At 69.7% G+C, this 26,941-nt stretch carries 27 protein-coding genes; 20 read left to right on the forward strand and 7 right to left on the reverse strand.

Translation table 11 applies throughout. The features are described from left to right. Positions 1 to 38: 38 nt before the first annotated feature. The 6 genes from LV780_RS12605 (at position 39) to LV780_RS12630 (ending at position 7,460) form a co-directional block, all read left to right on the forward strand. On the forward strand, positions 39 to 257 hold the full coding sequence (locus LV780_RS12605; RefSeq protein WP_011909996.1) for a YdcH family protein: 219 nt from the start codon (positions 39 to 41) through the stop codon (positions 255 to 257). 228 nt (positions 258 to 485) lie between these two features. After that, the gene (purE, locus tag LV780_RS12610; protein ID WP_011909995.1) at positions 486 to 971 is read left to right on the forward strand and encodes a 5-(carboxyamino)imidazole ribonucleotide mutase; all 486 of its coding nucleotides are present in this window, start codon (positions 486 to 488) and stop codon (positions 969 to 971) included. Next, positions 964 to 2,046: a 5-(carboxyamino)imidazole ribonucleotide synthase gene (locus tag LV780_RS12615; protein ID WP_011909994.1), complete on the forward strand. Its 1,083-nt coding sequence runs from the start codon at positions 964 to 966 to the stop codon at positions 2,044 to 2,046. Before purE ends, LV780_RS12615 begins: the two co-directional genes overlap by 8 nt. Beyond that, positions 2,043 to 3,416, forward strand: coding sequence for an aspartate aminotransferase family protein (locus LV780_RS12620; protein ID WP_108222628.1), 1,374 nt, complete (start codon positions 2,043 to 2,045; stop codon positions 3,414 to 3,416). Before LV780_RS12615 ends, LV780_RS12620 begins: the two co-directional genes overlap by 4 nt. An 8-nt stretch (positions 3,417 to 3,424) precedes the next feature. Next, a complete protein-coding gene (locus LV780_RS12625) occupies positions 3,425 to 4,819 on the forward strand; it encodes a glutamine synthetase family protein (RefSeq protein ID WP_108222627.1) in 1,395 nt (464 codons plus the stop codon). A gap of 94 nt (positions 4,820 to 4,913) precedes the next feature. After that, entirely contained in the window at positions 4,914 to 7,460 is a 2,547-nt protein-coding gene (locus tag LV780_RS12630) for a hybrid sensor histidine kinase/response regulator (protein ID WP_108222626.1), read from the forward strand. Here the strand turns inward: LV780_RS12630 and LV780_RS12635 are convergent. Continuing rightward, positions 7,457 to 8,158 (reverse strand): CbiX/SirB N-terminal domain-containing protein, encoded by a 702-nt coding sequence (locus tag LV780_RS12635; RefSeq protein ID WP_101341604.1) that lies wholly within the window; start codon positions 8,156 to 8,158, stop codon positions 7,457 to 7,459. The two genes, LV780_RS12630 and LV780_RS12635, sit on opposite strands and share 4 nt — an antisense overlap. A gap of 465 nt (positions 8,159 to 8,623) precedes the next feature. On the opposite strand from LV780_RS12635, the gene LV780_RS12640 reads away from it, so the two are divergent. The 6 genes from LV780_RS12640 to LV780_RS12665 all read left to right on the forward strand — a co-directional run bounded on the left by LV780_RS12640 (position 8,624) and on the right by LV780_RS12665 (position 15,789). After that, entirely contained in the window at positions 8,624 to 9,970 is a 1,347-nt protein-coding gene (locus tag LV780_RS12640; protein WP_101341605.1) for a BLUF domain-containing protein, read from the forward strand. A gap of 114 nt (positions 9,971 to 10,084) precedes the next feature. Beyond that, positions 10,085 to 11,281, forward strand: coding sequence for an AI-2E family transporter (locus LV780_RS12645; protein ID WP_011909987.1), 1,197 nt, complete (start codon positions 10,085 to 10,087; stop codon positions 11,279 to 11,281). A 100-nt stretch (positions 11,282 to 11,381) separates the two neighbouring features. Beyond that, a complete protein-coding gene (locus LV780_RS12650; RefSeq protein ID WP_108222624.1) occupies positions 11,382 to 12,365 on the forward strand; it encodes an LLM class flavin-dependent oxidoreductase in 984 nt (327 codons plus the stop codon). 65 nt (positions 12,366 to 12,430) lie between these two features. After that, complete coding sequence (locus tag LV780_RS12655; RefSeq protein ID WP_108222623.1) at positions 12,431 to 13,117, forward strand: fumarylacetoacetate hydrolase family protein; 687 nt, start codon at positions 12,431 to 12,433, stop codon at positions 13,115 to 13,117. 165 nt (positions 13,118 to 13,282) lie between these two features. Continuing rightward, positions 13,283 to 14,818: an acyl--CoA ligase gene (locus LV780_RS12660; RefSeq protein WP_108222622.1), complete on the forward strand. Its 1,536-nt coding sequence runs from the start codon at positions 13,283 to 13,285 to the stop codon at positions 14,816 to 14,818. After that, positions 14,815 to 15,789 (forward strand): 2-dehydropantoate 2-reductase, encoded by a 975-nt coding sequence (locus LV780_RS12665; RefSeq protein ID WP_180325197.1) that lies wholly within the window; start codon positions 14,815 to 14,817, stop codon positions 15,787 to 15,789. Before LV780_RS12660 ends, LV780_RS12665 begins: the two co-directional genes overlap by 4 nt. A gap of 177 nt (positions 15,790 to 15,966) precedes the next feature. Here the strand turns inward: LV780_RS12665 and LV780_RS12670 are convergent, their stop codons facing one another. The 4 genes from LV780_RS12670 to uraH form a co-directional block, all read right to left on the reverse strand. After that, positions 15,967 to 17,181: an NADP-dependent isocitrate dehydrogenase gene (locus LV780_RS12670; RefSeq protein ID WP_108222811.1), complete on the reverse strand. Its 1,215-nt coding sequence runs from the start codon at positions 17,179 to 17,181 to the stop codon at positions 15,967 to 15,969. A 171-nt stretch (positions 17,182 to 17,352) separates the two neighbouring features. Further along, entirely contained in the window at positions 17,353 to 18,114 is a 762-nt protein-coding gene (locus tag LV780_RS12675; protein ID WP_108221364.1) for a light-harvesting protein, read from the reverse strand. 13 nt (positions 18,115 to 18,127) lie between these two features. Then, the gene (pufB, locus tag LV780_RS12680; RefSeq protein ID WP_011909980.1) at positions 18,128 to 18,283 is read right to left on the reverse strand and encodes a light-harvesting antenna LH1, beta subunit; all 156 of its coding nucleotides are present in this window, start codon (positions 18,281 to 18,283) and stop codon (positions 18,128 to 18,130) included. 244 nt (positions 18,284 to 18,527) lie between these two features. After that, positions 18,528 to 18,881, reverse strand: a complete 354-nt coding sequence (gene uraH, locus LV780_RS12685) for a hydroxyisourate hydrolase (protein ID WP_108221363.1) — start codon at positions 18,879 to 18,881, stop codon at positions 18,528 to 18,530. A gap of 178 nt (positions 18,882 to 19,059) precedes the next feature. Here uraH and puuE point away from each other — a divergent pair, with 178 nt between their 5' ends. From puuE to LV780_RS12700, 3 genes are all read left to right on the forward strand, one after another. Beyond that, positions 19,060 to 20,475: an allantoinase PuuE gene (gene puuE, locus LV780_RS12690; protein ID WP_108221362.1), complete on the forward strand. Its 1,416-nt coding sequence runs from the start codon at positions 19,060 to 19,062 to the stop codon at positions 20,473 to 20,475. After that, on the forward strand, positions 20,472 to 21,308 hold the full coding sequence (locus LV780_RS12695; RefSeq protein ID WP_011909977.1) for a bifunctional allantoicase/(S)-ureidoglycine aminohydrolase: 837 nt from the start codon (positions 20,472 to 20,474) through the stop codon (positions 21,306 to 21,308). The genes puuE and LV780_RS12695 overlap by 4 nt, the downstream gene beginning before the upstream one ends. A gap of 98 nt (positions 21,309 to 21,406) precedes the next feature. After that, positions 21,407 to 21,901 carry an ureidoglycolate lyase gene (locus LV780_RS12700; RefSeq protein WP_011909976.1) on the forward strand — a complete coding sequence of 165 codons (495 nt, stop codon included), beginning with the start codon at positions 21,407 to 21,409 and terminating at the stop codon, positions 21,899 to 21,901. 117 nt (positions 21,902 to 22,018) lie between these two features. Here the strand turns inward: LV780_RS12700 and LV780_RS12705 are convergent, their stop codons facing one another. Beyond that, positions 22,019 to 22,399, reverse strand: coding sequence for a VOC family protein (locus LV780_RS12705; protein ID WP_011909975.1), 381 nt, complete (start codon positions 22,397 to 22,399; stop codon positions 22,019 to 22,021). Between the two features lie 282 nt (positions 22,400 to 22,681). Here LV780_RS12705 and bhcR point away from each other — a divergent pair, with 282 nt between their 5' ends. Next, complete coding sequence (gene bhcR, locus LV780_RS12710; RefSeq protein WP_101341404.1) at positions 22,682 to 23,512, forward strand: HTH-type transcriptional regulator BhcR; 831 nt, start codon at positions 22,682 to 22,684, stop codon at positions 23,510 to 23,512. A gap of 13 nt (positions 23,513 to 23,525) precedes the next feature. Here bhcR and LV780_RS12715 read toward each other — a convergent pair whose 3' ends face one another. Continuing rightward, positions 23,526 to 24,206: a DUF533 domain-containing protein gene (locus LV780_RS12715; protein ID WP_108221361.1), complete on the reverse strand. Its 681-nt coding sequence runs from the start codon at positions 24,204 to 24,206 to the stop codon at positions 23,526 to 23,528. 353 nt (positions 24,207 to 24,559) lie between these two features. On the opposite strand from LV780_RS12715, the gene hemP reads away from it, so the two are divergent. The 4 genes from hemP to bfr all read left to right on the forward strand — a co-directional run bounded on the left by hemP (position 24,560) and on the right by bfr (position 26,851). Beyond that, positions 24,560 to 24,721, forward strand: coding sequence for a hemin uptake protein HemP (hemP, locus tag LV780_RS12720; RefSeq protein WP_011909972.1), 162 nt, complete (start codon positions 24,560 to 24,562; stop codon positions 24,719 to 24,721). Between the two features lie 53 nt (positions 24,722 to 24,774). Next, the gene (locus LV780_RS12725) at positions 24,775 to 26,043 is read left to right on the forward strand and encodes an imelysin family protein (protein ID WP_108221360.1); all 1,269 of its coding nucleotides are present in this window, start codon (positions 24,775 to 24,777) and stop codon (positions 26,041 to 26,043) included. A 78-nt stretch (positions 26,044 to 26,121) separates the two neighbouring features. Beyond that, entirely contained in the window at positions 26,122 to 26,376 is a 255-nt protein-coding gene (locus tag LV780_RS12730; protein WP_011909970.1) for a (2Fe-2S)-binding protein, read from the forward strand. Then, positions 26,366 to 26,851 (forward strand): bacterioferritin, encoded by a 486-nt coding sequence (bfr, locus tag LV780_RS12735; protein WP_011909969.1) that lies wholly within the window; start codon positions 26,366 to 26,368, stop codon positions 26,849 to 26,851. The genes LV780_RS12730 and bfr overlap by 11 nt, the downstream gene beginning before the upstream one ends. Positions 26,852 to 26,941 lie beyond the last annotated feature (90 nt).

Genomic DNA, 26,941 nt, shown 5'->3' on the forward strand with positions numbered 1-26,941 from the left:
AAAACGCAACGGGCGAAGTTTCCCGACAGGTCAAATTCATGAATGCGTCCCCTGAACTGAGTTTTGAAGACATGCTGCGCATCCGGCTCGAGGTGCTCCGCCGCGAGCATCGTGATCTCGATGATGCAATCGCCGCGCTCGAGGCCGGTGGCCGGGGCGACCAGTTGACGCTGCGGCGGCTCAAGAAGCAGAAGCTGTGCCTCAAGGACCAGATCGTGAAGATCGAGGATCAGCTCATCCCCGACATCATCGCCTGACACATCGCGGTCGCGGGGCCGGCGCCGGACCCTTTCGCAGGCCTGCGCCCGTGCAATGTCTGCCGCCGGTCTGGCCTCTCCGCCGGGGTTCGAGGGCTTGCGTTTCGCGAAGCGCGAAGGGCCCCTCTCCGGGCGCGCGGCCGCACGCGCCCTTCAGGCAGCGCCCGCTTGCCCCTTGCCCGCCGCTGGCTATAGTGCGCGGCTCAAGGCAGTGCAGGGGTGTCGCGCATGGCGGTGGACGTTGGGATCATCATGGGCAGCCAGTCCGACTGGGCCACAATGAAGGAGGCCGCCGCGATCCTGGACGAGCTTGGCATCGCCTACGAGGCGAAGATCGTCTCGGCGCACCGCACGCCCGATCGGCTATGGACCTACGGCAAGACCGCCGTCGAGCGCGGCCTCAAGGTCATCATCGCGGGGGCGGGCGGCGCGGCCCATCTGCCCGGCATGATGGCCTCGAAGACGCGGGTGCCGGTGATCGGCGTGCCTGTCCAGACGCGGGCGCTCTCGGGCGTGGACAGCCTCTATTCCATCGTCCAGATGCCCAAGGGCTTTCCGGTGGCCACCATGGCCATCGGCGCGGCGGGCGCGGCCAACGCGGGCCTGATGGCGGCGGGCATCCTGGCGATCTCCGATCCGGCGCTCGGCCAGCGGCTCGACGACTGGCGCGCCGCCCTCTCCGCCTCCATCCCCGAGGAGCCTTCCGATGACTGACCGCCTGCACCCCGGAGCCACCATCGGCATCCTTGGCGGGGGCCAGCTCGGGCGGATGCTGTCGGTCGCGGCCTCGCGGCTGGGCTTCCGCACCCATGTGTTCGAGCCGGGGGCGAACCCGCCGGCCGCGGACGTGGCCCATGCGGTCACGACGGCCCCCTACGAGGATGAGGCCGCGCTGCGGGCCTTTGCGGCCGCGGTCGATGTCATCACCTACGAGTTCGAGAACATCCCGACCTCGGCGCTCGACCTGCTCGAGGCGCTGAAGCCGATCCATCCGAACCGTCGCGCCCTCGCCGTCAGTCAGGACCGGCTGGAGGAGAAGGGCTTCCTGACCGGCCTCGGCCTCTCGGTCGCGCCCTTCCGGCCCGTCGCCACCCGCGAGGATCTCGAGGCGGCGATCCACGGCATCGGCACGCCCGCGATCCTCAAGACCACCCGGCTCGGCTATGACGGCAAGGGGCAGGCCCGGATCATGGAGCCCGACGACGCGGCCGAGGCCTTTGCCGCGATGGGTGGGCAGCCGGCCGTGCTGGAAGGCTTCGTCCGCTTCACCCACGAGGTCTCGGTCATCGCGGCGCGCGGGCGCGACGGGTCGGTGGCGGTCTATGAGCCGGGCGAGAACGTCCATCTCTCGGGCATCCTGCACACGACCACCGTCCCCGCCCGCCTCACCGCCTCGCAGCGCACCGACGCGGTGCTGCTGGCCGGGCGGATCCTGAACGCGCTCGACTATGTGGGCGTCATGGGGGTGGAACTGTTCGTGACGCCCGAGGCGCTTCTGGTGAACGAGATCGCGCCGCGGGTCCACAACTCGGGCCACTGGACGCAGAACGGCTGCGCGGTGGACCAGTTCGAGCAGCATATCCGCGCGGTGGCCGGCTGGCCGCTGGGCGACGGTTCGCGCTTTGCGGATGTCGAGATGGAGAACCTGATCGGCCATGACGTGGCGCGCGTGCCCGCGCTTGCGCTGGAGCGGAACACCGCGATCCACCTCTACGGCAAGGCCGAGGCGCGGCCCGGCCGCAAGATGGGGCATGTGAACCGCATCCTCCGCCCGGTGGCGGGGGCATGATCGAGGCGGTGACGCGGACGGCCGGCGTGCTCGACGGGCGGATCGCGGCCTTCCTCGCCCGAGAGACCGCCGCCTTCGAACAGGCCCATCCGCGTTCGCGCGCGGCGCTGCAGGGCGGCGCCTCGGGCTGGCTCGGCGGGGTTCCGATGCACTGGATGAAGGACTGGCCCTCGCCCTTTCCGCTGGTGGCGGCCGAGGCTTCGGGCTCGCATCTCATCGACCTCGACGGTCACAGGCTGGATGATTTCTGCCTTGGCGACACGGGCTCGATGTTCGGCCACTCGCCCCCGCCGGTCGCGAAGGCGATCCGCCGGCAGGCGCGGCACGGGCTGACCTACATGCTGCCCACCGCCGCCGCTCTCGAGGCGGGCCGCCTTCTCAGGCGCACCTTCGGCGAGTTCCGCTGGCAGGTGGCGCTCAGCGCCAGCGACGCCAACCGATTCGCGCTGCGCGTGGCCCGGGCGGTGACCGGACGGCGCAAGGTGCTGGTCTTCAACGGCTGCTACCACGGGACCGTGGACGACACGATGGTGATGCTCGAGGGCGGGCGCACCCGGCCGCGGCCGGGCCTCGTGGGGCAGGTGGCGGATCTCGCCTCGAAGGCCGTCGCGGTGGAGTTCAACGACATCGGGGCCGTCGAGGCGGCGCTGGCCACGGGCGAGATCGCCGCGATCCTCACCGAGCCGGTGATGACCAACTCCTGCATGGTGCTGCCCGAAGCGGGCTTTCACGACGCGCTCCGCACGCTCTCGCGGCGCTACGGGGCGGTGCTGATCCTCGATGAGACGCACACGCTTTCGTCGGGCCTCGGCGGCTATGGACGGGTGCACAGCCTGTCGCCGGACATCCTCGTGGTGGGCAAGTGCGTGGCGGGCGGGATGCCCGCCGCGGTCTGGGGCCTGACGCCGGATCTTGCCGCGCGCTTTGCCGCCTATGACGCGGCGCGCCCCGAGGGGCACAGCGGCATGGGCACGACCCTCGCGGCCAATCCGATGCAGTTCGCCTGCCTCTGCGCCACCCTGAGCGAGGTGATGACCCCCGAGGCCTACGCCCGGATGGAGAAGGGCTCGGACCGGCTGGCCAGGGGCCTCTCGGCCGTGATCTCGCGCGTCGAGGCGCCCTGGCATGTCGTCCGGGTCGGCGCGCGGGTCGAGTTCATCTGCGCTCCGGGCCCGCTGCGCAACGGGAGTGAGGCCGCGCGGGCCCATCACCCGCGCCTCGAGGCCGCGGTGCATCTGGGGCTTTTGAACCGCGGCTCGCTGATCGCACCGTTCCACAACATGATGCTGGTGAGCCCCGTCACCCGGAACCGCCAGATCGACCGCCTGATCACCGCCTTTGACGCCATCCTGACCGAGCTTTTCGCGTGACCGCACCGATGACCGACCAACCCAGCCCCTCCGGTTCGACCCTCGCCGAGGCCGAGGCCTTTCTGGCCCAGCACCCCGAGATCGAGGCCTTCGACATCATCCTGCACGACGCCAACGGCATCGGGCGGGGCAAGATCATCCGGCGGCACGAGCTTCTGTCCTTCTACAAGGGCGGGCGACACCTGCCGATCTCGATCCTCGGCCTCGACATCTGCGGCGAGGATGTACACGAGACCGGCCTGATCTGGGATCAGGGCGACGGCGACCTGCGCGCCTGGCCGATCCCGGGGACGCTGGTGCCGTTGCACGGCACCACCCCGTCGCGGGGCGAAGTCTTCATGTCCATGTATGACCTCGACGGCCGGCCCATGAGTTCGGACCCGCGCCACGCGCTCGCCCGGCAGGTCGAGGCGCTGGCGGACCTCGGCCTCTACCCCTCCGCCGCCTTCGAGCTGGAGTTCTTCCTGCTGGCCAACGAGCGCGGGCCCGACGAACGGGTGCAGCCGGCCGCCGACGTGCTCGACGGCCGCATGAGCCGCAAGACCGAGGTCTATTCGGTCGATCACCTGCACGGGATGATGCCGCTCTTCTCCGACATCTATGCTGGCGCCGAAAAGGCCGGGATCACGGCCGAGACGATGATCTCGGAATATGCGCCGGGGCAGTACGAGCTGACCCTGCACTACCGCACCGACGTGCTTCAGGCGGCCGACGATCTGATGCGGCTGAAACGGATCGTGCGGGCGCATGCGCGGCGGCACGGCGTCACGGCCTGTTTCATGGCCAAGCCCGTGGAAAGCTACGCGGGCTCGGGGATGCACCTGCATGTTTCGCTCTGCGACCGCGAGGGACGCAACATCTTCGTCGAGGAGACCGAGGGCCAGTGGTCGCGCGCGATCCTGCACGCGCTCGGCGGCCTGCGCGAGACGATGGGCGAGTCGATGCTGGTCTTCGCCCCCCACGCCAACTCGTGGCGCCGCTTCGCAAGCCAGAGCTACGCGCCGGTCTCGCCGACCTGGGGCGTGAACAACCGGTCGGTCGCGCTGCGGATCCCGGCGGGCGACATCCGCGCCCGGCGGATCGAGCACCGTCCGGCCGGCGTGGACGCCAACCCCTATCTGGTGGCGGCCACCGTTCTTGCGGGCATCCGCCGCGGGCTCGAGCAGCAGATCGACCCCGGCCCCGAGACCACCGGCAACGGCTACGAGGATCCGGGCGACACCCAGCCCATCCCGACCTGCTGGCGCAGCGCGATCGCGGCGGCCCGCCATTCCGCCTTCCTGCGCGAGGCGCTGGGGCCGGACATGCACCGCACCTTCACCGCCATCAAGGAGGCGGAATACGCCCGCGTCGCGCGGACGATCCCGGACGTGGACTACGACCTCTACCTCCATACCGTGTGACGGCGCGGCCTGCCCTGATCACATCTTTGGCCGGTCGTCGGCCGCGGCCTCCTGCAGACTGGATCGGCCTCGGGCCCTGATCTAGGGTAAGGTCATGGCTGCGCGACGCGAAACGGATGTCCGGCGGGCCGAATCCGGCCCCAGACTCTGGCAGAAGCTCCGCCTGCCGGCCGCGGTCTTCGTCGTGCTGGCGGGCGCCAGCGTCATCCTCGCGCTGGCGCTCGATGCCCGGCGGCGGTTCGAGCAGCTCGACCTCATGGCTTCGGGCGGCGTGCAGGCCGAGATCGCGGTTGTGGACGCGGGTCTCAAGCGGCTGGCCGGGCTGCTCGAGGGCGACGCGTCGCCCGGCGACACGCGCGCCGCGATCGAGGCGCTGCAGGCGCCCATCCAGCAGCTTGGGGCGGCTCTGGCCCAGAGCGCCCTTCTGTGGGAGCCCGGCTACGCCGCCGACATGGCCCGGCTGGAGTCCTTCGCCGACGAGGCCGCCGCGCTCATCCCTGCCCCGGACGCGACGCTCGCGCAGCGGCGGGCAGACCTCGCCCGCACCCTGCCACAGCAGCAGGAGGTGCTGGACCGGCTCGCCAGTTCGGCGAGCCAAGACCAGGCGGTGCGCGCGGCAGAGGACCGAGAGATCATCGCCAACTCGCTGATGAGGCTGGTCGCGCTGACCATCGCGCTGGTGCTGGTGCTGTCGGCCGGCGCCCTTCAGCTTCTCCGGCTCTATCTCCGCTCGCGCGAGCAGGCGGACGCGGCCCGGCGCGCCAGCGCCCGGCTGGAGGCGATCTTCCGCATCTCGGCCGATGCGATCCTCGTCACGGACTGGAGCGGACGGGTCATCGACTGCAACCGCGCCACCCTCGCCATCTTCGGCCATCAGCGCGAGAGGCTGTGCGGCGCCGACGCAATGGAGCTTCTCTTTCCGGCGGAACTTCAGGGCCGACAGCGCACGCGCGTGGTCGAGGCCCTGCGCACCTCGGATCCGCGTCTCGACGGTCCACTCCGGCTCGAACTCGAGGCGGTTCATGCCGACGGGCTGCGGTTTCCGGTGGAAGTGTCGCTCGCCGCGGCGCGTGTCGAGGGCGAGGACATCATCGTGGCGCTCATGCGCGACATCTCGGCCCGCCGCCGCGCCGAGCGCGAACTGACCGAGGCGCGCGATCAGGCGCTGGCGGGCGAACAGGCGCGGGCGGACTTTCTGGCCGTCATGAGCCACGAGATGCGCACGCCGCTCAACGGTCTGGCGGGGTCGGTCGAGCTTCTCGACCAGACACCCCTCGACATGCGCCAGCGCGAGCTGGTCTCGGTGCTGCGCGCCTCGGCGCAGATCCTGCTCGACCACGTCAATTCCGTCCTGGACATCGCCCGCTCGGAGGCCCGCCCCTCCGAGGCGGAGATGGTGGATTACGACCTCGACCGGCTGGTGGCCGAGTGCATCGCCAACCAGTCGGGATTCGCGGCGGTCGTGGGCAATCGGATCGACCTTCGCGCGATCACGGGCCCCGTGGGCCTTCTGAACGGCGAGCCGGCACGGCTGCGGCAGGTGATCCTCAACCTGCTGAACAACGCGGTGAAATTCACCCGCAACGGGCGGATCATCGTCGAGACCGAGGTCATGGGTGGGACGCTGGAAATCCGGGTGCTGGATACCGGCATCGGCATCGCGCCCGAGAACCAGGAAAAGATCTTCGACGATTTCGTGACCCTCGACGCCAGTTACGAGCGGCGGTCGGGCGGCACCGGCCTCGGCCTCGGCATCGCGCGCAGGCTGGCGCGAATCATGGGCGGCGATCTGACCGTCGAAAGCGCGCCGGGCAACGGCAGCCGCTTCACGCTGCGCCTGCCGCTCCAGCGCGCGCGTGGCGAGGCGGCGGCGCGCGCCGGGGGAGGGGGCGAGACGCTGTCGGTGCTGCTCATCGAGGACAACGACATCAACCGCTTCATCGCGCAGAACTTCCTCGAGAGCGCCGGCCATCAGGTGCTGACGGCCCGCAGCGGTCTCGAGGGGCTGACGGCCGCGCAGGCGCGGCATTTCGATGTCATCCTGACCGATATCAGCATGCCGGGCCTCGACGGATTGCAGGTCGCCCGTCGCATCCGTGACGGCGGCGGTCCGAGCGCGGGCTCTCGCATCCTTGCCGTCACGGCCCATTCGCTCGCAGCGGCCCCCGAAGCGCTGCGCCGGGCCGGCATCGACGGCTGCCTCGAAAAGCCGGTCGGCCGCGAGTCGCTCTTGCGCCTGCTGCGCCAGCCGCTCGAACCGCTCCTCCCTCCGCCCGAGGAGGCGCTCGACATCCAGCGCCTCGACGAGCTTGCCCGGCAGATCGGCCAGGGGGCGCTGTCGGCCCTCATCCGCCAGATGATCCTCGACGGCGAGGCGATTCTCGACCGGCTCGGCGCGCTCGGGCCGGAGCCCGCGCCCGAGGACGCGCGGCGGCTCGTTCACCAGATGGCCGGCGCCGTCTCGACCTTCGGCACCGGGCCGCTCCACCGCTGCCTGCGCCAGTTGCAGGAGGCGTTGCGGACCGGCGCGCCCGTGACCGCCCATCTCGAGGCCCTGCCCCCGCTCTGGCAGCGGATGCGCGCCGCACTCGAAGAGGCCGAGATCCGGCCTCCGCCTGAGCGGACGGATGCGCTGACCTAGCCGCCCGTTGCCGTGCCAAGGGCGGCGATGGCCCGCGCGATCAGGGCGGGCGCACGGGGATCGAGGCCCACCGGCTCCAGCACGGGGCCGCGGAACCGCGCCTCGGCCAGAGCCTGGGGAAGGTCGCTCACCACATGGCCTCCGCGGGCCGCGAAGAAGGGCAGGCACAGCGCCTCCGGCATGCGCCGCGCGACCTCCGCGATGCGCGGCTCCTGATCGATGAAGGCGGCCTTGCAGGGCAGGCCCAGCTCCTGCTCGAGCCGTTCGGCCATGGCGTGCGCGACATCGGACGGGGCGCTGCTGCGAAAGGAGCCATGCGCCGCCAGCAGGATCGCAGGCGCCCGAGCAACGGCGAGGGCCTCACGCGCGATGGCGACCGTCAGATCGCGGACCGCCGGATCCGTTCCGAACGGCTCGGAGAGGCGCCAGCCCTCTCCGCCCGCGGCGGCCAGCTGGCGTGGCAGGTTGGTGCGGGTGAACCACCCCCCCGCCATGAAGAGCGGATAGACGACGCCCGGCGCCCCCTGCACCGCGCGGGCCAGCGCCCCCGGCTCGGCCAGCGTCGCCGCACGCACGTGCCAGCCGGGCAGGTGCCTTGCCACGGCCGCCGCCAGTGCGGCGATCTCGGCCGCCGCCGGCACGGGGTCCGAGGGCTGCCCATGGGCAACGATCACCGCGGCGGGCCCCGCATCCTCCATTCGCATCCTCCCTCAGGCAGGGCTTGATTGGCACCGAGTTTTCCGCGCTGCGCAAGGGGTTTGACGCGTCGCGGCCCTCACATCCGCGACAGCGCGGGCGCGCGCCGCGCCGCGCGTAAAAAGACCATCTCAGGTATATGTTGACGCACCCCCCCGACCGATCCTTGACTCGATCCCTGTCGGAACCGATGCTTGCGGCCATCGTGCGAGTGAGGCGAATGCAGCTGGGAACGGCCGTCGATGGCCCGCACCGCCTGCCCTCGCCTGGAACACCAGGGTTCGGAGGCGAGCGGATCGCCGGGCAGGTTCATCTGCCGCCGGAGGTCCCGGAAGACGACATCCTCCGAGGCGCGGGAACGCCCGGAGAGCAGCAGGACAGAGACGGATCAGGCGAATTGACGCAGGCGGTGGCCTGCGCCGAGGGCAAGGTTGTTTCTGAATCCCCACGGCATTAAGGGGCGAGGGATGGTCAAGGAACGAGAGGCGAAGGTCGCGATGGCGGGCTCGGATCTGATCTCTTGCTGTTACCGCAGCCTCGCGGCCCCCAGCCTCACCATGGGCGATCTCATCGACATCGTCGAAGCCTCGCGCCGGCGAAACGCCGAACTGCAGATCACCGGCGCGCTCTTCTATGCGGACGGCCGCTTCCTGCAGTGGCTCGAAGGGCCGGCCGATGCGGTGAACGGGCTTCTCGACGGCATCCTGCGGGACGGGCGCCATTCCGGGTTCGAACTGCTGGCGAAGGAACCCGCCACCGAGCGCCGCTTTGCCGGATGGCACATGCAGCTCTCCTGCCCCGAAAGCGACCTGCGCAGCCTCGGGATCACCGACGGCCGGCAGATCGTCGCCGTGGGCCGCAGCCTGCTGCCCGAGGGCACCGACAGTCTCTCCTTCGACAGGATCGCCACCGTGGGCCATTTCCTTTCCGACGTCTGCGCTGCCCGCAGCCTTGCCTCCGAGATGGACGAGGGCACCGCCACCATCTACCCGCTGCACGACGGACCGGCCCGCCGCTCGGCCCGGGCCGAGGCGGTCGCGCGGCTGTGTGACCTGCTCCTGGCCGACCCGCTCGGCCGCATCGCCGAGATCGAGTCGCTGCTGCGCGCCCATGCGCCGACGGCGGCCGACTTTGCCCGCCTCTACGAAACCTGCGCCGAGCGGATGCTGCGCGACCTGGCCGAGGACCGCACGACGCGGCTGCGCCTGACGCTTGCCTGCTCGGCCCTGCAGATGGTGCTTCGGCGCATCCACCACCTCCCCGACCCGCAGAACAGCGTGGGCGCGGTGACCGTGACCGCCGTTCCGGGGCAGACGCCGATCCTCGAGGCGGCGCTTGCCGGCGAGATGCTGCGCGCGGCGGGCTGGTCCACCTCGATCCTTCACCCCGAAAGCGCCGAGGATCTGATCGGGCGGCTCAGGGCCACGCGCACCGCGACGCTGGTCGTGGCGCCCAGCCTTCTCGAAGGGACCGACCATGACCGCGAGACGCTGCGGCTGATCGCGGCGCTGCGCGCCCGCCGGGACCTGCCCGAGCAGCGGATCCTGATCGGCGGCGGGCTGGCGCAGCTGGCGCCGTCGATGCTGAAGGAGGCCGGCGCCGATGCCGGCTTCCGGCATCTGTCGCAACTGACGGCTTCGGTGGCGGGCGTGGCGTGCCCGCACAACGCCGAATGCTGCTCGATGCGGGCCTGCCGCATGCCGGCCTCGCAGTTCTGCGGCAAGCGGATCAACCCCGACTTCCTGCTGGCCAATGTCATGCCCAGCGTCATGACCCGCCTCTCGGCGCGGCAGGAGCGCAGGCGCACCGCCTGAGCCACCTGTTTTTTCGTCTCGAACCGCGCCTGCGGAGGTGCATCCTGCCGATCTTTGCTTAAATAGGATCTGGCGGCGCCCAGTCGCCACCAGGGAGGCACGGCCGGCACCGCGATGAACGAGACGAAATCCGAAGCGCTGAGTGACCGACAGGATCGGCTCAAACGCGCACGCAAGCCGCTCATCACCGACATTTCGGCGGCGCGCTGGCTGCTCCTGCTGATTCTGGCGGCGTCGGTCTATTTCTTCCACGGCTTCCTCGTGCCGGTGCTGGCGGCTGTCATCATCGCCTTCGCAAGCTGGCCGCTGCTGCAGAGGCTCGAGCGGTCGCTGCCGATCGGCCGCGCCGGGGCTGGGGCCTTGCTGCTGATGATGATCGTGGGCTTTCTTGTGATCCCGGTCATGATGGCGCTGCTCTATGCCTTCCGTGAGTTGCAGTCCTGGATCGGCTGGGCGATCAACACCAACAGCCTCGGTGCACCGCCGCCGGTCTGGCTCGAGACGCTGCCCCATGTCGGGCCCTGGATCGGCGAGAAGTGGCGCGCCTATATCGGCGAGCCGGGCGCGATCAGCGAGATGGTCCAACTCGTCTCGGGCGCCAACATCGGCACGATCTCGCGCGGGATCCTGACGGCGGGCACGCTCGCCTTCCACCTCGCGCTGACGCTGCTCTTCATGCTGATCGCGCTCTTCATCTTCTACCGCGACGGCGAGCGGATCGCGGCGCAGGTGGACCGCGTGGGCAGCCGCATCCTGCCCGACCGGTGGGACAGGATCTCGCGCGTGGTGCCGGCCACGATCAGTTCGACCGTGACCGGCATGACGCTGATCGCGATGGGCGAGGGCGTGGTGCTCGGCACCGCCTACTGGATCGCCGGGATGCCCTCGCCGGTGACGCTGGGCGTCATCACGGGTTTCATGGCGCTGGTGCCGGGGGGCGCTCCGTTCTGCGTCGTCGCCGCCTCCTCCTATCTCGCGGCCAGCGGCTCGCCCTGGGCGGGGCTCGGCCTCTTCCTCTGGGGCACGATCGAGCTGTTCATCGTGGACAAGACCATCCGTCCGGTGCTCGTCGGCGGGCCGGTCAAGCTGCCCTTCCTGCCCACCTTCTTCGGCCTTGTCGGCGGGATCGAGACCATGGGCATCGTCGGCCTGTTCGTGGGCCCGGTGCTGATGGCGCTGCTCGTCTCGATGTGGCGCGAGTGGCAGCGCGAGATCGACATCGCCGAGGCCGAGGAGGCCGATCCGATCCCCCGGCCACCGCCCGAGCCTCTGCCCTCCGCAATCCGCCCCCTCAGATCCGAACCGGGCTGAGGTCCCGTCCGGTCGTTCCGGCCGCAGCACATGCCCCGCCCCGGGGCGCACGCCCGGCGCGAGGGCCATCGGAGCCCGCACAAGGGCAAAGGAACCTGCCATGATCCCCTATTCCGTCCTCGATCTTGCCCCGGTGCCCGAGGGCGCCACGATCGCCGCCGCGCTCGGCCAGACCACAGAGCTTGCGCGCCACGCCGAGGCGCTCGGCTACAGCCGCTTCTGGCTTGCCGAACACCATGCCATGCCGGGCATCGCCTCGGCCGCAACGGCGGTGCTGATCGGCCATGTCGCCGCTCACACCTCGCGCATCCGCGTGGGCTCGGGCGGGATCATGCTGCCGAACCACGCGCCGCTGATGGTGGCTGAAGCCTTCGGAACGCTGGCCACGCTCCATCCCGACCGAATCGACCTCGGGCTCGGGCGCGCTCCGGGCACCGACGCCCGCACCGCGCAGGCGCTGCGGCGCAATCTCGACGTGACCGACAACTTCCCGGCCGATGTGCTGGAGTTGCAGCGCTACTTCGGCGAGGCCGAGCCCGGCGCCATACAGGCCGTACCGGGCGAAGGAACGCGCGTGCCGATCTGGATCCTGGGCTCGAGCCTCTACGGGGCGCAGCTTGCCGCCCATTTCGGGCTGCCCTACGCTTTCGCCTCGCATTTCGCCCCTCCCGCCCTCGAGACGGCGCTGGCGGCCTATCGCCAGACCTTCCGCCCCTCGCCCGAACTCGACCGGCCGCGGTCCATGATCGCGATCAACATCTTTGCCGGAGCCGATGACGACGAGGGCCGCTATCTCCGCAGTTCGGCCCAGCTTGCCTTTGCCAATCTGCGCAGCGGCCGGCCGGGCAAGCTGCCCCGCCCGGTCGAGGACATCGCGGCCCATGTCGAGCCCGCCATGCTGCGCCTTGTCGATCAGGCGCTGGCGGTTTCGGCCACCGGAGGCCCCGAGACGGTGCGGCGCCAGCTCGCCGAACTGATCGAACGGCACCGGCCCGACGAGGTGATCTTCACCGGCCAGATCCACGACCCCGAGGCCCGCCGGCGCTCGTTCACCATTGCGGCCGAGGCCATGGCGAGCCTGTGACCCGCCCCGGGCCCCTCGCAGGCCCTGCCCCATCCTGCACCAAGCGCGACCACCGAGGAGATCCGATGCCTGCCCATGTCTTTGCCCCGCCCGCCGTGCCCTGCCTGCCCGTCGTCGGCACCGACGCGATGTTCCCGGTGCGGCGTGTCTTCTGCATCGGCCGCAACTACGCCGCCCATGCCGTCGAGATGGGCGGCGATCCCGACCGCGAGCCGCCCTTCTTCTTCCAGAAGAACCCCGACAACCTCGATCCGTCCGGCCGCTTCCCCTACCCGCCCGAAAGCTCGGACGTGCATCACGAGGTCGAACTGGCGGTGATGCTCGGCTCTGGCGGAACGGACATCCCGGTGGACGAGGCCATGCGCCATGTCTGGGGCTATGCGGTGGCCCTCGACATGACGCGGCGCGACCGGCAGGCCGAAGCCAAGAAGGCCGGCCGGCCCTGGGAGGTTGGAAAGGCCTTTGAACATTCCGCGCCGGTGGGCCCCGTCCATCCGGCCTCGGCGACCGGACACCCGCAGGCGGGGCGCATCGCGCTGACGGTCAATGGCGAACTGCGTCAGGAAGGCGACCTCAACCAGATGATCTGGAAGGTGCCCGAGATGATCGCCGTCCTCTCGCGCCATTTCGCGCTGGCGGCGGGCGACGTGATCCTGACGGGCACCCCCGCAGGGGTGGGTGCCGTGGTGCGCGGCGACGTGATGGAGGCCCACATCGACGGGCTCGGCGCGCTGCGGGTCGAGGTGGTCTGATCCCCTGCCTTCGCCAGGGCCAAGGCGGTCCGGTGTCGCTGCCGCGCAGCGAGGATGCTCCCTTGACCGCGCCGCGATTGCGGCGCGAGATGGTTCGTGACCGCGCCCCGATGGCGGCGCGCCAGAGGGCGACCCACGCCCCCGCGACTGTCAAAGGAACAGCCCATGACCGCAAGCCTGTCGGACCTCTTCGCCTTCCACCGCAACGACGGCCTGGCCGTGGGCGCCCCCGACCGGCCCTGGCTGACCTACGGCGGCCTGCGCGATCTGGCGAGCCATTCCGTGGCGGCGCTTCACGCCGCGGGGGTGGGCCGCGGCGACCGCGTGGCCATCGTGCTGCCGAACGGGCCCGAGATGGCCACGGCCTTCGTGGCCATCGCGCAAGGCGCGGTGACGGCCCCCCTGAACCCCGGCTACAGGCTCGAGGAGTTCGAGTTCCACTTGTCGGATCTCGGCGCCCGGGCCATCGTCCTGCCCGAGGGATATGACGGCCCCGCGCTCACCGCGGCCCTCCGCCTGGGCCTTGCCGTCCTGCGGCTTGGCCATGATGCGGCCGATCCGGCGGGCTGGTTCTCGCTGCGGGCCGAAAGCGTCGCCCCCGGCGAGCCCGACCGTGACACGGCCCGGCCGCGCGACGTGGCGCTGATCCTGCACACGTCCGGCACCACCTCGCGGCCCAAGATCGTGCCGCTCCTGCACCGCAACCTCGCGGCCTCGGCCCATCATGTCGCGACCTCGCTGGCGCTGACGGCCCACGATCGCGGCCTCAACATGATGCCCCTGTTCCACATCCACGGGCTCGTGGCCTCCGTGGCCGCCAGCCTCGCGGCCGGTGCCTCCGTCTGGTGCGCCCCGGGCTTCGACGCGCTGAAGTTCTTCGGCTGGCTCGAGACCGCCCGCCCGACCTGGTACACGGCCGTCCCCACGATGCACCAGGCGATCCTCGCCCGCGCCGCCCGCAACGCCGATGCGATCGAACGCGCGCCCCTGCGATTCATCCGCTCCTCCTCGGCCTCGCTGCCCGCGCAGGTGATGGAGGCGCTCGCGACGACCTTCGGCGCCCCGGTGATCGAGGCCTATGGCATGACCGAGGCCGCCCACCAGATGACCTCGAACCCGCTGCCGCCGCGCGCGCAGAAGCCCGGCTCGGTGGGCCTGCCGGCCGGCCCGCAGGTGCGGATCGCGGACGAGGCCGGGAACCGGCTGATCGACGGCTTGGGCGAGGTGGTGATCTCGGGCCCGAACGTGACCCCTGGCTACGAGGCCAACGAGGCCGCCAATGCCGCAAGCTTCTTCGAAGCCGAAGGCCAGCGCTGGTTCCGCACCGGCGATCAGGGCCGCTTCGACCCCGAGGGCTATCTCACGATCACGGGGCGGCTCAAGGAGATCATCAACCGCGGTGGCGAGAAGATCTCGCCGCTCGAGGTGGATGGCGTGCTGATGGACCACCCGGCCGTCCAGCAGGTCGTGACTTTCGCCCTGCCCCACCCCAGGCTGGGCGAGGAGGTGGCGGCGGCCGTCGTCCTGCGTGAGGGCATGGCCGCCGACGAAGCCTCGATCCGCGCCTTCTGCGCCGCCCGGCTCGCCGACTTCAAGGTGCCGCGCCGCGTGCTGCTGCTCGAGGAGATCCCCAAGGGCGCGACCGGCAAGCTGCAGCGGATCGGTCTGGCCGAAAAGCTCGGGCTGGTGAGCCCGGCATGAGGATCTGCATCTTCGGCGCCGGCGCGATCGGCGGCTATCTCGGCGCCAGGCTCGCGGCTGCGGGCGCCGACGTCTCGCTGGTCGCGCGGGGGCCGCATCTTCAGGCGATGCAGGCCCGCGGCCTCACGCTGATCGAGGGGGACGCGACACGGACCCTGCCGGTGCGCGCCGCCACCGACCCCGCCGAGCTTGGCCCGCAGGACTATGTGATCCTCACGCTCAAGGCCCATTCCGTCCCGGCCGTGGTGCCGCAGGTGGCCGCGCTGCTCGGCGCCTCCGGCACGCTCGTCTCGGGCGTGAACGGCCTGCCCTGGTGGTATTTCCACCGTCACGGCGGTCCCTTCGAAGGTCGCCGACTGGACAGCGTCGATCCGGGCGGCCTCCAGTGGCAGGGGTTCGGCCCGGACCGCGTGCTGGGCTGCGTGGTCTATCCCGCGGCCGAAGTGGTCGAACCCGGCGTGGTCCGCCACCTCGAAGGCCACCGCTTCTCGCTCGGAGAGCCCTCGGGCGAACGGTCCGAACGCGCCCTGCGGCTGTCCGAGGCGCTGACGGCCGCAGGGCTCAAGGCGCCCGTCCGGCCCCGGCTGCGCGACGAGATCTGGCTCAAGCTCTGGGGCAACCTGTCGTTCAACCCGATCTCGGCGCTGACCGGCGCGACCCTCGACCGGCTCTGCACCGATCCCGGAACCCGATCCGTCGCCCGGAACATGATGCTCGAGGCGCAGGAGATCGCCGAGCGGCTCGGGGTGCGGTTTCCCATCGACGTCGAACGCCGGATCGACGGCGGCGCGGCGGTGGGTGCGCACCGGACCTCGATGCTTCAGGATCTCGAGGCCCGCCGCCCGATGGAGATCGAGGCGCTGGTGGGCTCGGTGGCCGAACTGGGGCGCATTCTCGGGCTGCCGACGCCCACGGTGGATACGGTGCTGGCGCTGGTCCGTCTCAGGGCGCACGTTGCAGGACTGGATTGATCCACGCGCCCCGCCCCGTCTGCAAAGCCCCCCCAACAGCCACGTCCCTCGCAAACATCAGCCGGAACGGCCGCACAAGCGATGCCCCACGGAAGGCCGGCCCCTTCGCACTTTCACTCTGGAAAAATATCCTCGGGGGGTCCGGGGGGCAGACAGCCCCCCGGCTTTCGGCGCATCTCAGGCGCCGAGGGCGCGGTCGAGATATTCGTCCACCTTTTCCAGATAGCCCATCGTCGTCAGCCACTTCTGGTCCGGCCCCACCAGAAGCGCGAGATCCTTGGTCATGAACCCGTCCTCGACCGCCTGCACCGTCACCCGCTCCAGCGTCTCGGCGAAGCGCATGAGTTCCGCGTTGTCGTCGAGCTTCGCCCGGTGCTTGAGCCCGCCCGTCCAGGCGAAGATCGAGGCGATCGAGTTGGTCGAGGTCTCCTTGCCCGCCTGGTGCTGGCGGTAGTGCCGCGTCACCGTGCCATGCGCGGCCTCGGCCTCCACCGTCTTGCCGTCCGGCGTCATCAGCACGCTCGTCATCAGCCCGAGCGAGCCGAAGCCCTGCGCCACCGTGTCCGACTGCACGTCGCCATCGTAGTTCTTGCAGGCCCAGACATAGCCGCCCGACCATTTCAGCGCCGAGGCCACCATGTCGTCGATCAGCCGGTGCTCGTAGGTGATGCCCGCGGCCTTGAACCTGTCGGCAAATTCCTCCTCATAGACCTTCTGGAAGAGGTCCTTGAAGCGGCCGTCATAGGCCTTGAGGATGGTGTTCTTGGTCGAGAGATAGACCGGCCAGCCGAGGTTCAGCCCGTAGTTCATCGAGGCCCGCGCGAAGTCGAGGATCGACTCGTCGAGGTTGTACATCGCCATGGTCACGCCCGAGCCCGGCGCGTCGAAGACCTCGCGCTCGATCACCGTGCCGTCCTCGCCCACGAACTTGAGCGTGAGCTTGCCCTTGCCGGGGAAGCGGAAGTCGGTGGCGCGGTACTGGTCGCCGAAGGCGTGGCGGCCGACGACGATCGGCTTCGTCCAGCCCGGCACGAGGCGCGGCACGTTCTTGCAGATGATCGGCTGGCGGAAGATCACCCCGCCGAGGATGTTGCGGATGGTGCCGTTCGGGCTTTTCCACATCGACTTCAGGCCGAACTCCTCGACCCGCGCCTCGTCGGGGGTGATGGTCGCGCATTTCACGCCGACGCCGTACTGCTTGATCGCGTTGGCCGCGTCGATGGTGATCTGGTCCTCGGTGCGGTCGCGCTCCTCGATGCCGAGATCGTAGTAATGCAGGTCGATGTCGAGGTAGGGCAGGATCAGCTTCTGCTTGATGAAGTCCCAGATGATGCGGGTCATCTCGTCGCCGTCGAGTTCGACGACGGGGTTGGCTACCTTGATCTTCGACATGGTGAGGCTCCCGGAATGATTGATCACGCCCCGCATAGCGGAAAAGCCCGCTGGAGAAAAGCCCGGTATGCCAAGGTATACCGGATCAGCCCGCGGGGGCGGACAGCGATACGGCGCAAACGAAAAAGGCCGCCCCTCTCGGGCGGCCTCTTCCAGTCCGTTCGCAGGCGCTTACTGCGCGACCGGCACGACCGGCAGCCCGGTGACCGGGTCCAGGGTCGCCGCAACCGGCATGCCGTTGGCGTCGGTCATGTTGACGACATAGCCGCCTTCGGTCTTCGAGACCGACTCGACCGAGTAGCCCAGCGCGTTCAGCTTGGCGGCGATGTCCACCAGCGACATGGCTGCCGGAGCGGCGGCCACTTCCGCCACCGGAGCAGCTTCCTCGGCGGCCGCGGCTTCGGCAACCGGCTCGGCGGCAGGAGCCGCCTCTTCCGCCACGACAGCTTCCTCAACCGGAGCAGCCTCTTCCGCCGGAGCGGCGGCTTCCTCAACCGGAGCGGCCTCTTCGGCCGGAGCGGCGGCTTCCTCGACCGGAGCGGCCTCTTCGGCCGGAGCGGCGGCTTCCTCAACCGGAGCGGCCTCTTCGGCCGGAGCGGCGGCTTCCTCGACCGGAGCGGCGGCTTCCTCAACCGGAGCGGCGGCTTCCTCGACCGGAGCGGCCTCCTCGACAGCCGCTTCCTCGACCGGAGCCACTTCCTCGGCTGCCGGAGCGGCTTCCTCGACCGCGGCCACTTCCTCGACAGCGACGGCCTCTTCCGCCGGAACCGCCACGACAGCGCGCGGTGCCGAGCCCTGGTAGTAGTCGGCGATCCACGGGGTCGTGGTCAGGACGGCCGCATGGACGGCCACCGAACCGAGAGCCACGGAACCCAGCAGCAGCGGAATGCCGAGGTTCGGATTGACCGTCAGCCACATCTTCGAGTTGTTCATCTTTACTTCTCCCTCAGCCGAGCCACGGCGTTGCCGCCGCCGCCAGGAAATGCGCGATCAGGGCCATGCCGCCGAACACGCGGGTGCCAAGGATGAGCTGCTTGTGCACCTCTTCCGCTTCGGCAACCGTCAGGCCGCTCGGCCAGACCTTTTTCGGATCATCGGTCACTTGGTACTCTCCCGAATATGCTTCCTCGATGCGTGTAGGGCCTGCACGCTGGCTTTCGAAAACGGCAGATCCCGCTGGCTTGTGCGTGCGCCACTTGCCGCCCGGTGCCCTTACCGAATTCTCAACACCATGACCCTGTAACGATTCCCTTACATGCGCAATGTCAACCTGATCGGACACCCCCCTCGGAAGGTGCGACTTATTGCCGGACAGAACCCCGGAGGAGCAGCGGCATGGGCCAGGATCAACTGCCGCGATAGGTGGAATAGCCGTAGGGCGCGAGCAGGAGAGGCACGTGGTAATGCCCCGAGACATCCGAAATGCCGAAGCGGATCGGGATCTCGTCCAGGAAGAGCACGCCGGATCCCGCCTGCCCCGTGCCGCGCAGGTAATCTCCGGCCGCGAAGACCAGCTCGTAGCTCCCCTCCGCCATGGACGCGCCCTCGAGCAGCGGCCCGTCGGTGCGGCCATCCACGTTCGTCGTCGCATCGCCGATCCTGTCCCGGCCCGCGCCGGACAGCCGGTAGAGCGTGATCCTCACACCGGCGGCCGGGCGGCCCGTCGCGGTATCCAGCACATGTGTCGTCAGTCGTCCCATCGGATCCTCCATTGTCCGGGGCAGAGTGCCGCCTTTCGCCGCCGGATGCGATCGCCAGATGAGGCGTCGCCGCGCGACGGCACGCGAAAGGGCGCACGATCTTGCGCAAGCACTTGCGGGCGCCTCCGCTTCCCGCTTTCCTGCGCAGGCCCCGCGCTGCGGGAACAAGGAGCGTCCGATGAACCGATACCCCCGAGACATGCGCGGTCATGGTCCCAATCCGCCCGATGCGGCCTGGCCCGGCGGCGCCCGGATCGCCGTCTCGATCGTGCTGAACTACGAGGAGGGCGGCGAGAACTGCCTCCTGCACGGCGATGCGCAGTCGGAAGCCTTCCTGTCGGACATCGCCGGCGCGCAGCCCTGGCCGGGCCAGCGCCACTGGAACATGGAATCGATCTACGACTACGGCGCGCGCGCGGGCTTCTGGCGGCTGCACCGGCTCTTCACCGGCCTGAACATCCCCGTGACGGTCTATGGCGTGGCCACGGCCCTCGCCCGCTCACCCGAGCAGGTGGCGGCCATGAAGGCGGCGGACTGGGAGATCGCCTCGCACGGGCTGAAATGGGTCGAGCACCGCGACATGCCCGAGGAGGAAGAGCGGCGCCAGATTGCCGAGGCGATCCGCCTGCACACCGAGGTGGTGGGCGAGCGCCCGCGCGGCTGGTACACGGGGCGCTGCTCGATCCATACGGTGCGGCTCACCGCAGAAGAGGGCGGCTTCGACTGGATCTCGGACACCTACGACGATGATCTGCCCTACTGGATCGAGGCGGGCGAACGCGACCAGCTCGTGATCCCCTACACGCTCGAGGCCAACGACATGCGCTTCGCCACCGCCCCCGGCTACATCGAGGGCGAGCAGTTCTTCACCTACCTGCGCGACAGCTTCGACACGCTCTACGCCGAGGGCTGCGCGGGTCAGGCGAAGATGTTCTCGATCGGCCTCCATTGCCGACTGATCGGGCGGCCCGGCAAGATCGCGGGGCTGAAGCGGTTCCTCGACTACGCGCGCGGGCATGACGGCGTCTGGTTCCCGCGCCGCGGCGACATCGCCCGCCACTGGCGCGCGGTCCACCCTCACCGCCGCCGCCCGCGCCCCTCGCGGATGGACCGCGAGAGCTTCGTCGCCCGCTTCGGCGGGATCTACGAACATTCCCCCTGGGTGGCCGAGCGCGCCTTCGAGCTGGAACTCGGACCCGCCCATGACAGCGCCGCGGGCCTTGCCAACGCGCTCGCACGCGCCTTCCGCACGGCCGCCCCCGCCGAGAGGCTCGACGTGCTCAAGGCCCACCCCGATCTCGCCGGCAAGCTCGCCCAGGCGCGGCGGCTGACGGCCGCCTCCTCCGCCGAGCAGCAAAGCGCCGGCCTCGACGCGCTGACGGATGACGAGCGGGCCTGCTTCACCGCCCTCAACGGAGACTATGTCGCCCGACACGGCTTCCCCTTCATCATCGCGGTGCGCGACCACGACAAGGCGGGCATCCTCGCCGCCTTCCAGACCCGCCTCGCCAACGACAGCGCCACCGAATTTTCCACCGCCTGCCGGCAGGTGGAACGCATCGCCGAACTCCGGCTCCAGGACATGCTGAAATGACCTCCTACCACGCTCCCACCGGCGGCCTGCCGCCCCAGACCCAGCTCATGACCGGGCGGGCCGTCTTCACCGACGCCTACGCCTTCATCCCGCGCGGCGTCTTCTCGGACATCGTCACCAGCGCCCTGCCCGGCTGGACCCACACGAAGCTCTGGTTGATCGCCCGGCCCATGACCGGCTTTTCCGAGACCTTCTCGCAATATGTGATGGAGGTCGCCCCCGGCGGCGGCTCGGACGCGCCCGACCCCGAGGCCGGGGCCCAGTCGGTCCTCTTCGTCACCCACGGCGAGATCTGGCTCTCGCTCGACGGGCAGGAGCACGAGCTGGGGCCGGGCGGCTACGCCTACATCCCCGCCGGCTGCCGCTGGCGGCTGCACAACGGCAGCCACGAGCCGGCCCGCTTCCACTGGATCCGCAAGCTCTACGAACCCGCCGCCGGCGTGGCCCCGCCCGCCGCCTTCGTCACCAACGAGCGCGAGATCGCCCCGCGCCCCATGCCCGACACCGGCGGCCGCTGGGCCACCACGCGCTTCGTCGATCCCGCCGATTTGGCCCACGACATGCATGTGAACATCGTCACCTTCCAGCCGGGGGGCCTCATTCCCTTCGAGGAAACCCATGTGATGGAGCACGGGCTCTACGTCCTTGAGGGCAAGGCGGTCTACAAGCTCAACCGCGACTGGGTCGAGGTCGAGGCGGGCGACTTCATGTGGCTGCGCGCCTACTGCCCGCAGGCCTGCTACGCGGCCGGCCCCGGCCCGTTCCGCTACCTTCTCTACAAGGACGTGAACCGCCACGCGAAACTGCGTGGCCCCGGCGCCTTCGGGCGCTGAGCCTCCTTCATTCTGGCCCAAATATCCTCGGGGGGAGCCCGGCGCAGCCGGGCCGGGGGGCAGACAGCCCCCCGCCTTCCCCTCCAACCGGAGCTTCCATGTCCCGCCACCCGATCCGCCCCGAACCCCTGTCGGCCGAAGCCTTCGCCCCCTTCGGCGATCTCCTCGCCGCCGAGGGCGCCCCGGACCGGCTCATCAACCAGGGCCTCTGTGGCCGCTGGCATGACCGTGCCCGCCTCGACTTCGGCGCTTCGGGACGCGCCGGCCTCTCGATCTTTCGCGCAGAGCCGCGCCGGCTGCCCTACCGGCTCGAGATGGTCGAGCGCCACCCCGAGGGCTCGCAAGCCTTTCTGCCGATGACCGAACATCCGTTTCTCGTGATCGTGGCTCCGGATGCGGACGGGGCGCCCGGCACGCCGCGGGCCTTCCTCACCGCCCCCGGACAGGGCATCAACCTGCACCGCGGGACATGGCACGGCGTCCTTACGCCGCTTGCCGAACCGGGTCTCTTTGCCGTCCTCGACCGCATCGGTCCGGGCGACAATCTGGAAGAACACTGGTTCGAAGAGCCCTGGATGATCGCCGATCGCTGACGGGCGGGCCGCCGCGCCGCGGTCGCCCGTCCCCGCAAGGGTTTCGGGCAGAGGACACGGCGCGGATCTCCCTGCGCCGCGAACGAAAGGAGGCGCCTGACCCCAGGCGCCTCGGCTTCAGTCGGGAACGTGGCAGACCGCCTCGATCCTGTGGCCATCGGGATCGAGCACCAGAGCCGCATAATAGTTCGGGTGATACTCGGGGCGGAGGCCCGGCTCCCGGTCGTTCCGACCTCCCGCACGCAGCGCCGCGGCGTGGAACGCATCCACCGCCGGGCGGGATCGCGCCACGAAGGCCAGATGCGCCTCGCGCACCTGTCGGCCGTTGTGTCCGGGCCGCACCGCGTTGATCGAGAAGGCTTCCCCGCCCTCACGGGCCCAGTGGACGCCGCTGCGCTCGGGACGGCCGGTCGGGATGCCGAGCCGGCCCAATGCCGCGTCATAGAAGGAGCGGGACCGCTCCAGATCGGTTACATGCAAGGAACACTGGTCGATCATCTTGCCTCCCCCCAGATGCAATGACTCGCCATCTACAACTTCCGACTCCTGTTCCAGTTCCATGGAGTCGCCCGAAAAGTGTAATTCGGAAGGCTTCATCATGCACCAAGAACATTTTTCCTGCCCACGCATCGCGCAGGCCGGCCTCCGTGCGTGATCCGATCGGCGCGAACGTGCCCCGGATGCCGTCCCGGCCGCATTCGCGCTTGCAAAGTGCAGCTGCAGCATTTTTCATGGGACGGAACGCTTTTTTGCGTGACCCAGCAGACGGAGGCGCCGAACATGGTCCAGACGAGCCCCGCCACCACCCGCCGCGCCCGAGGTCGGCCCAAGGCGGCCGAGGACAAGACCGAACAGAACACCGTCCAGTCGCTCGACCGGGCGCTGGCGATGCTGCGATTGCTCAGCCAGTCCGAGGGCATGACGCTGTCGGAACTCGCCGCCGAGAGCGGAGAGGCCGCGGCCACCGTCTATCGCGCCCTGGTCACGCTTCAGGCCCACCAGATGATCGAGATGGAGGAGCAGGGCCAGATCTGGCACATCGGCGGCGGCGCCTTCCGCATCGGCTCGGCCTTCCTGCGGCGCGCGAAGTTCGTCGAGCGGGCCCGCCTGCCGATGGAGCGCCTGATGCGGGCCACGGGCGAGACGGCGGCTCTGGGTATCGAAGCCGACGGCCGGGTGATGCACCTGTCGCAGGTCGAGACCAGGCAGGCGATCCGCGCCTTCTTTCCCGAAGGATCTTCGGGGCCGATGCACGCGACCGCCGTCGGCAAGGCGCTGCTGGCCTGGTATCCCGAAGAGCGTGTCCAGGCGATCCTCGAGCGCGAGGGGCTGGGCAAGTTCACCTCGCTCACCATCACCTCGGCCTCGACCCTGATGCGTGACCTGTCGCGCACGCGCGACCGCGGCTATGCGGTGGACGATCAGGAAAGCGCCGAAGGCATCCGCGCCGTCGCAGCGCCCGTGTTCAACAGCCTGGGCGAGCCGGTGGCCGCCATCTCGCTCGCGGGCCCCGCCTTCCGCGTCAGCCTGTCCGACAGCAACCGCTTCGGCGCGCTGGTCAAGGATGCCGCCGACGAGGTGACGGAGGCCACGGGCGGCGTGCCGGGCTGAACGGCCCGGCCCGTCATTCACGAAGCGCGAATGACCCGGCGCTGGCCACCCGCCGCTGCAGGTGGGTGATCAGCACCGCGTCCAGCTGCAGCATCCCCGCCAGATCGGCCAGATAGACGTTGCCTTCGCCGCCGCCACGGCCCGCCGCGAGCAGCGAGGCCGCGTAGATGCTCGCCGCCTCTTCGGTGCTGCGCGCAAGGCGGGCGATCCGCCGCGCATCGAGCGGCGCCTCGAGTTCGGCCGCGATCAGCGCCTGCGCCTCGCATTCCAGATCCAGCTCGCGCAGCCGCCGGTGGATGAACCTGCGCTCCTCGCGGCTGACGCGCCCCCCCGCCTTGGCACCCGCCACCATCGCCTGCAACAGCCGCTCGCACAGCCCGTCGGCCGATCCGCCGCCGTCCTCCTCCAGCCCCGCAGATCCGTCGGACCGCGCCGGAGGCGCCCCTCCACCGTCCTGCCAGTCGGCCCAGGCATGGCCCGCCAGCATGCAGGACAGGGATACGATTCCCTTGCGCGCGGCCGCCCCGGCCACAGCGCAGCGCGCAGGATCACCCAGGAGGAACCCCGCGATCAGATCGGCCAGTCCGCCGTCACCGCAACAGCCCTTGGAAGCGGCTTCGGGGAAGGCGGGGACACGGCCCCTCACCATCGGCATCCCGCGTTCACGGTTCTGCAGAAATCCGGCGTCCTTCATCTCCGGCTCCCTCCTGCTGGCTTCTGAGGGCGATATGGGAAAGCCATCCCCGCGCCGCAATCCGCCGGACGGTGAGATGTGGCGGCAAGCCAACAGGGTCCACTATGTCGCGGGCGGAGTTATTCCGAGAGAAAGAATCAGCCTTTACATGACCCACTAATTCAGTCACCTTTCCCCAATGTCCAAGCCAGCCCAAGAGGGTCAGCCCGGAGTCCTTCAGCCAGATACGGAGGTTCCATGATGCGACCGCTGCCCGACCCGGGCTTCAACGAACTGCTTCGCCAGGCGCTGGAGGGGTTCCTGCCCGCCGGCTCCACCCTCACCTCGCTTTTCGACCGCATGGAGCGCCTGGCATGAACGCGATGACCGATCCGATGGAGCTGATCGAGGCCGGGATTCCGGTCCACGACGCTCGCGCGCTGACCGACGGCGGAGCCCAGGCCCGCATCCTCCTCGACGGGCAGATCTACTGCCTCCGCATCACCCGCGCCGGCAAACTGATTCTGACCAAGTGACGTCCGGGCGCGGGACGGCCCCGCCTCCCGCCCCCTCCAGCCAGAGAGCAGCCATGAAATCACGTCTTCTCGCCCTCGCCGCCACCGCACCCTGCGCGCTCCTGCCGCTTCCCGCGCTTGCAGTGGAGCGGGCCGAGGTGGTGGAAACCTACGCGGACATCGCCGAAGCCACCTACGGCGACAGCCTTGCCACCGCGCGGGACCTGCAGATGGCCGTGAAGGCGCTCGTGGCCCAGCCCTCGGAGCAGACGCTGGCCGCCGCGCGCACGGCCTGGATCGCCGCGCGCGTGCCCTACCAGCAGTCCGAGGCCTTCCGCTTCGGCAACCCGATCGTGGACGACTGGGAAGGCAAGGTGAACGCCTGGCCGCTCGACGAGGGGCTGATCGACTATGTGGATCCGACCCACGGCGGCGCGACCGAGGAGAACGACCTCGCCACGCTGAACGTGATCGCGACGCCGACCTTCACCCTGTCGGGGACCGAGGTGGATGCGACCGAGATCACCCCCGCGCTGATCTCCGGGACGCTGCACGAGGCGGACGGGATCGAGGCGAACGTGGCCTCGGGCTATCACGCCATCGAGTTCCTGCTCTGGGGGCAGGATCTGAACGGGACCGAGGCGGGCGCCGGCAACCGGCCCTTCACCGATTACGCCTCGGGCGGGGCCTGCACGGGGGGCAACTGTGACCGGCGGGGCGCCTATCTGCTGGCCGCCACGGACCTTCTGGTCAGCGACCTCGAATATATGGTGGCGCAATGGTCCGAGGGCGGCGCTGCGCGCGAGGCGGTAAGCGCCGATCCCGCGGCCGGGCTTCAGGCCATGCTGACCGGGATGGGCAGCCTCTCCTACGGCGAGCAGGCGGGCGAGCGGATGAAGCTGGGCCTGATGCTCAACGACCCCGAGGAAGAGCATGACTGCTTCTCGGACAACACCCACAACAGCCACTACTACGACGGGCTCGGCATTCGGAACGTCTATCTCGGCCGCTACGAGCGCGTGGACGGAAGCCGGGTCGAGGGCCCGTCGCTCTCGGACCTCGTGGCCGAGGCCGATACCGGACTGGACGAGGTGCTCCGGGGCCAGCTCGACACCACGCTCGAGCGGCTCGACGCGCTGCGGACGGCCGCCGCAGAGGGCATGGCCTACGACCAGATGCTCGCGCCCGGCAACAAGCGGGGCGAAGAGCTGATCATGGGCGCCGTCGATGCGCTGGTCACCCAGACCGCCTCGATCGAACGGGCCACCACCGCTCTCGGGCTCGCGAAGATCGAGTTCGAGGGCTCGGACAGCCTCGATGATCCGAACGCCGTCTTCCAGTAACCCCTGACCTTGCCGGGGCGCAACGTCACCGCCAAGCGCCCCGGCTAAATCGGCACCCAGACCTGCCGGGAGAGAATGATGATCGTCTGCCACTGCATGGGCATCACCGACAAGGATATCCGCTCGGCCATCGACTGGATGCGGGCCTCGGACCCCGAGACCATCGTCACGCCCGGCAAGATCTACCGCGCCCTCGGCAAGCGGGCCGACTGCGGCGGCTGCATGCCCCATTTTCTTGACACGATGCGGAAGTGCGACAGTTTTGAGGTGCCAGTGAACCTGCGCGACCTCCGTCGCGCCACAAACGCAGGAATGAACGGGAATGCAGGGTGACGCAAAAGTCATTGATTATCTGAACGCAGCCCTCCGCTCGGAACTCACCGCCGTCAGCCAGTACTGGCTGCATTACCGGCTGCAGGAAGACTGGGGCTTTGGCGGCATCGCCTCGAAGTCGCGGTCCGAGAGCATCGAAGAGATGCACCACGCCGACAAGCTGATCGAGCGGATCATCTTCCTCGAGGGGCACCCGAACCTCCAGCGGCTCGACCCGCTGCGCATCGGCCAGAACCTGCGCGAGACGCTCGACGCCGACCTCGCGGCCGAGCATGACGCCCGCAACCTCTACCGCGAGGCGCGCGATCATTGCGAGAAGGTCGGCGACTACGTCACCAAGAACCTGTTCGAGGAACTTCTGGCCGATGAAGAGGGCCATATCGACTATCTCGAGACCCAGCTCGACCTGATGGGCACGATCGGCGAACAGAACTACGGGCTTCTGAACGCGAAATCCGCCGACAAGGCCGACTGAGCCGGGTGCGCGGCGCGGGCGCTGCGCGCGGCCCACATTTTCGATTGAAAGACTCAGGAAATGGCGCGAGACAGGCGGGGAAAGGAACCC

It is taken from the genome of Cereibacter azotoformans (assembly GCF_021391315.1).
In the GTDB taxonomy this organism is placed as follows: Bacteria; Pseudomonadota; Alphaproteobacteria; order Rhodobacterales; family Rhodobacteraceae; genus Cereibacter_A; species Cereibacter_A azotoformans.

Coding starts and splice junctions, on each gene's coding strand:
- LV780_RS12605 (WP_011909996.1), top strand. CDS start 39: ATGAATGCGTCCCCTGAACTGAGTTTTGAAGACATGCTGCGCATCCGG.
- purE (WP_011909995.1), top strand. CDS start 486: ATGGCGGTGGACGTTGGGATCATCATGGGCAGCCAGTCCGACTGGGCC.
- LV780_RS12615 (WP_011909994.1), top strand. CDS start 964: ATGACTGACCGCCTGCACCCCGGAGCCACCATCGGCATCCTTGGCGGG.
- LV780_RS12620 (WP_108222628.1), top strand. CDS start 2,043: ATGATCGAGGCGGTGACGCGGACGGCCGGCGTGCTCGACGGGCGGATC.
- LV780_RS12625 (WP_108222627.1), top strand. CDS start 3,425: ATGACCGACCAACCCAGCCCCTCCGGTTCGACCCTCGCCGAGGCCGAG.
- LV780_RS12630 (WP_108222626.1), top strand. CDS start 4,914: ATGGCTGCGCGACGCGAAACGGATGTCCGGCGGGCCGAATCCGGCCCC.
- LV780_RS12635 (WP_101341604.1), bottom strand. CDS start 8,158: ATGGAGGATGCGGGGCCCGCCGCGGTGATCGTTGCCCATGGGCAGCCC.
- LV780_RS12640 (WP_101341605.1), top strand. CDS start 8,624: ATGGTCAAGGAACGAGAGGCGAAGGTCGCGATGGCGGGCTCGGATCTG.
- LV780_RS12645 (WP_011909987.1), top strand. CDS start 10,085: ATGAACGAGACGAAATCCGAAGCGCTGAGTGACCGACAGGATCGGCTC.
- LV780_RS12650 (WP_108222624.1), top strand. CDS start 11,382: ATGATCCCCTATTCCGTCCTCGATCTTGCCCCGGTGCCCGAGGGCGCC.
- LV780_RS12655 (WP_108222623.1), top strand. CDS start 12,431: ATGCCTGCCCATGTCTTTGCCCCGCCCGCCGTGCCCTGCCTGCCCGTC.
- LV780_RS12660 (WP_108222622.1), top strand. CDS start 13,283: ATGACCGCAAGCCTGTCGGACCTCTTCGCCTTCCACCGCAACGACGGC.
- LV780_RS12665 (WP_180325197.1), top strand. CDS start 14,815: ATGAGGATCTGCATCTTCGGCGCCGGCGCGATCGGCGGCTATCTCGGC.
- LV780_RS12670 (WP_108222811.1), bottom strand. CDS start 17,181: ATGTCGAAGATCAAGGTAGCCAACCCCGTCGTCGAACTCGACGGCGAC.
- LV780_RS12675 (WP_108221364.1), bottom strand. CDS start 18,114: ATGAACAACTCGAAGATGTGGCTGACGGTCAATCCGAACCTCGGCATT.
- uraH (WP_108221363.1), bottom strand. CDS start 18,881: ATGGGACGACTGACGACACATGTGCTGGATACCGCGACGGGCCGCCCG.
- puuE (WP_108221362.1), top strand. CDS start 19,060: ATGAACCGATACCCCCGAGACATGCGCGGTCATGGTCCCAATCCGCCC.
- LV780_RS12695 (WP_011909977.1), top strand. CDS start 20,472: ATGACCTCCTACCACGCTCCCACCGGCGGCCTGCCGCCCCAGACCCAG.
- LV780_RS12700 (WP_011909976.1), top strand. CDS start 21,407: ATGTCCCGCCACCCGATCCGCCCCGAACCCCTGTCGGCCGAAGCCTTC.
- LV780_RS12705 (WP_011909975.1), bottom strand. CDS start 22,399: ATGATCGACCAGTGTTCCTTGCATGTAACCGATCTGGAGCGGTCCCGC.
- bhcR (WP_101341404.1), top strand. CDS start 22,682: ATGGTCCAGACGAGCCCCGCCACCACCCGCCGCGCCCGAGGTCGGCCC.
- LV780_RS12715 (WP_108221361.1), bottom strand. CDS start 24,206: ATGAAGGACGCCGGATTTCTGCAGAACCGTGAACGCGGGATGCCGATG.
- hemP (WP_011909972.1), top strand. CDS start 24,560: ATGAACGCGATGACCGATCCGATGGAGCTGATCGAGGCCGGGATTCCG.
- LV780_RS12725 (WP_108221360.1), top strand. CDS start 24,775: ATGAAATCACGTCTTCTCGCCCTCGCCGCCACCGCACCCTGCGCGCTC.
- LV780_RS12730 (WP_011909970.1), top strand. CDS start 26,122: ATGATCGTCTGCCACTGCATGGGCATCACCGACAAGGATATCCGCTCG.
- bfr (WP_011909969.1), top strand. CDS start 26,366: ATGCAGGGTGACGCAAAAGTCATTGATTATCTGAACGCAGCCCTCCGC.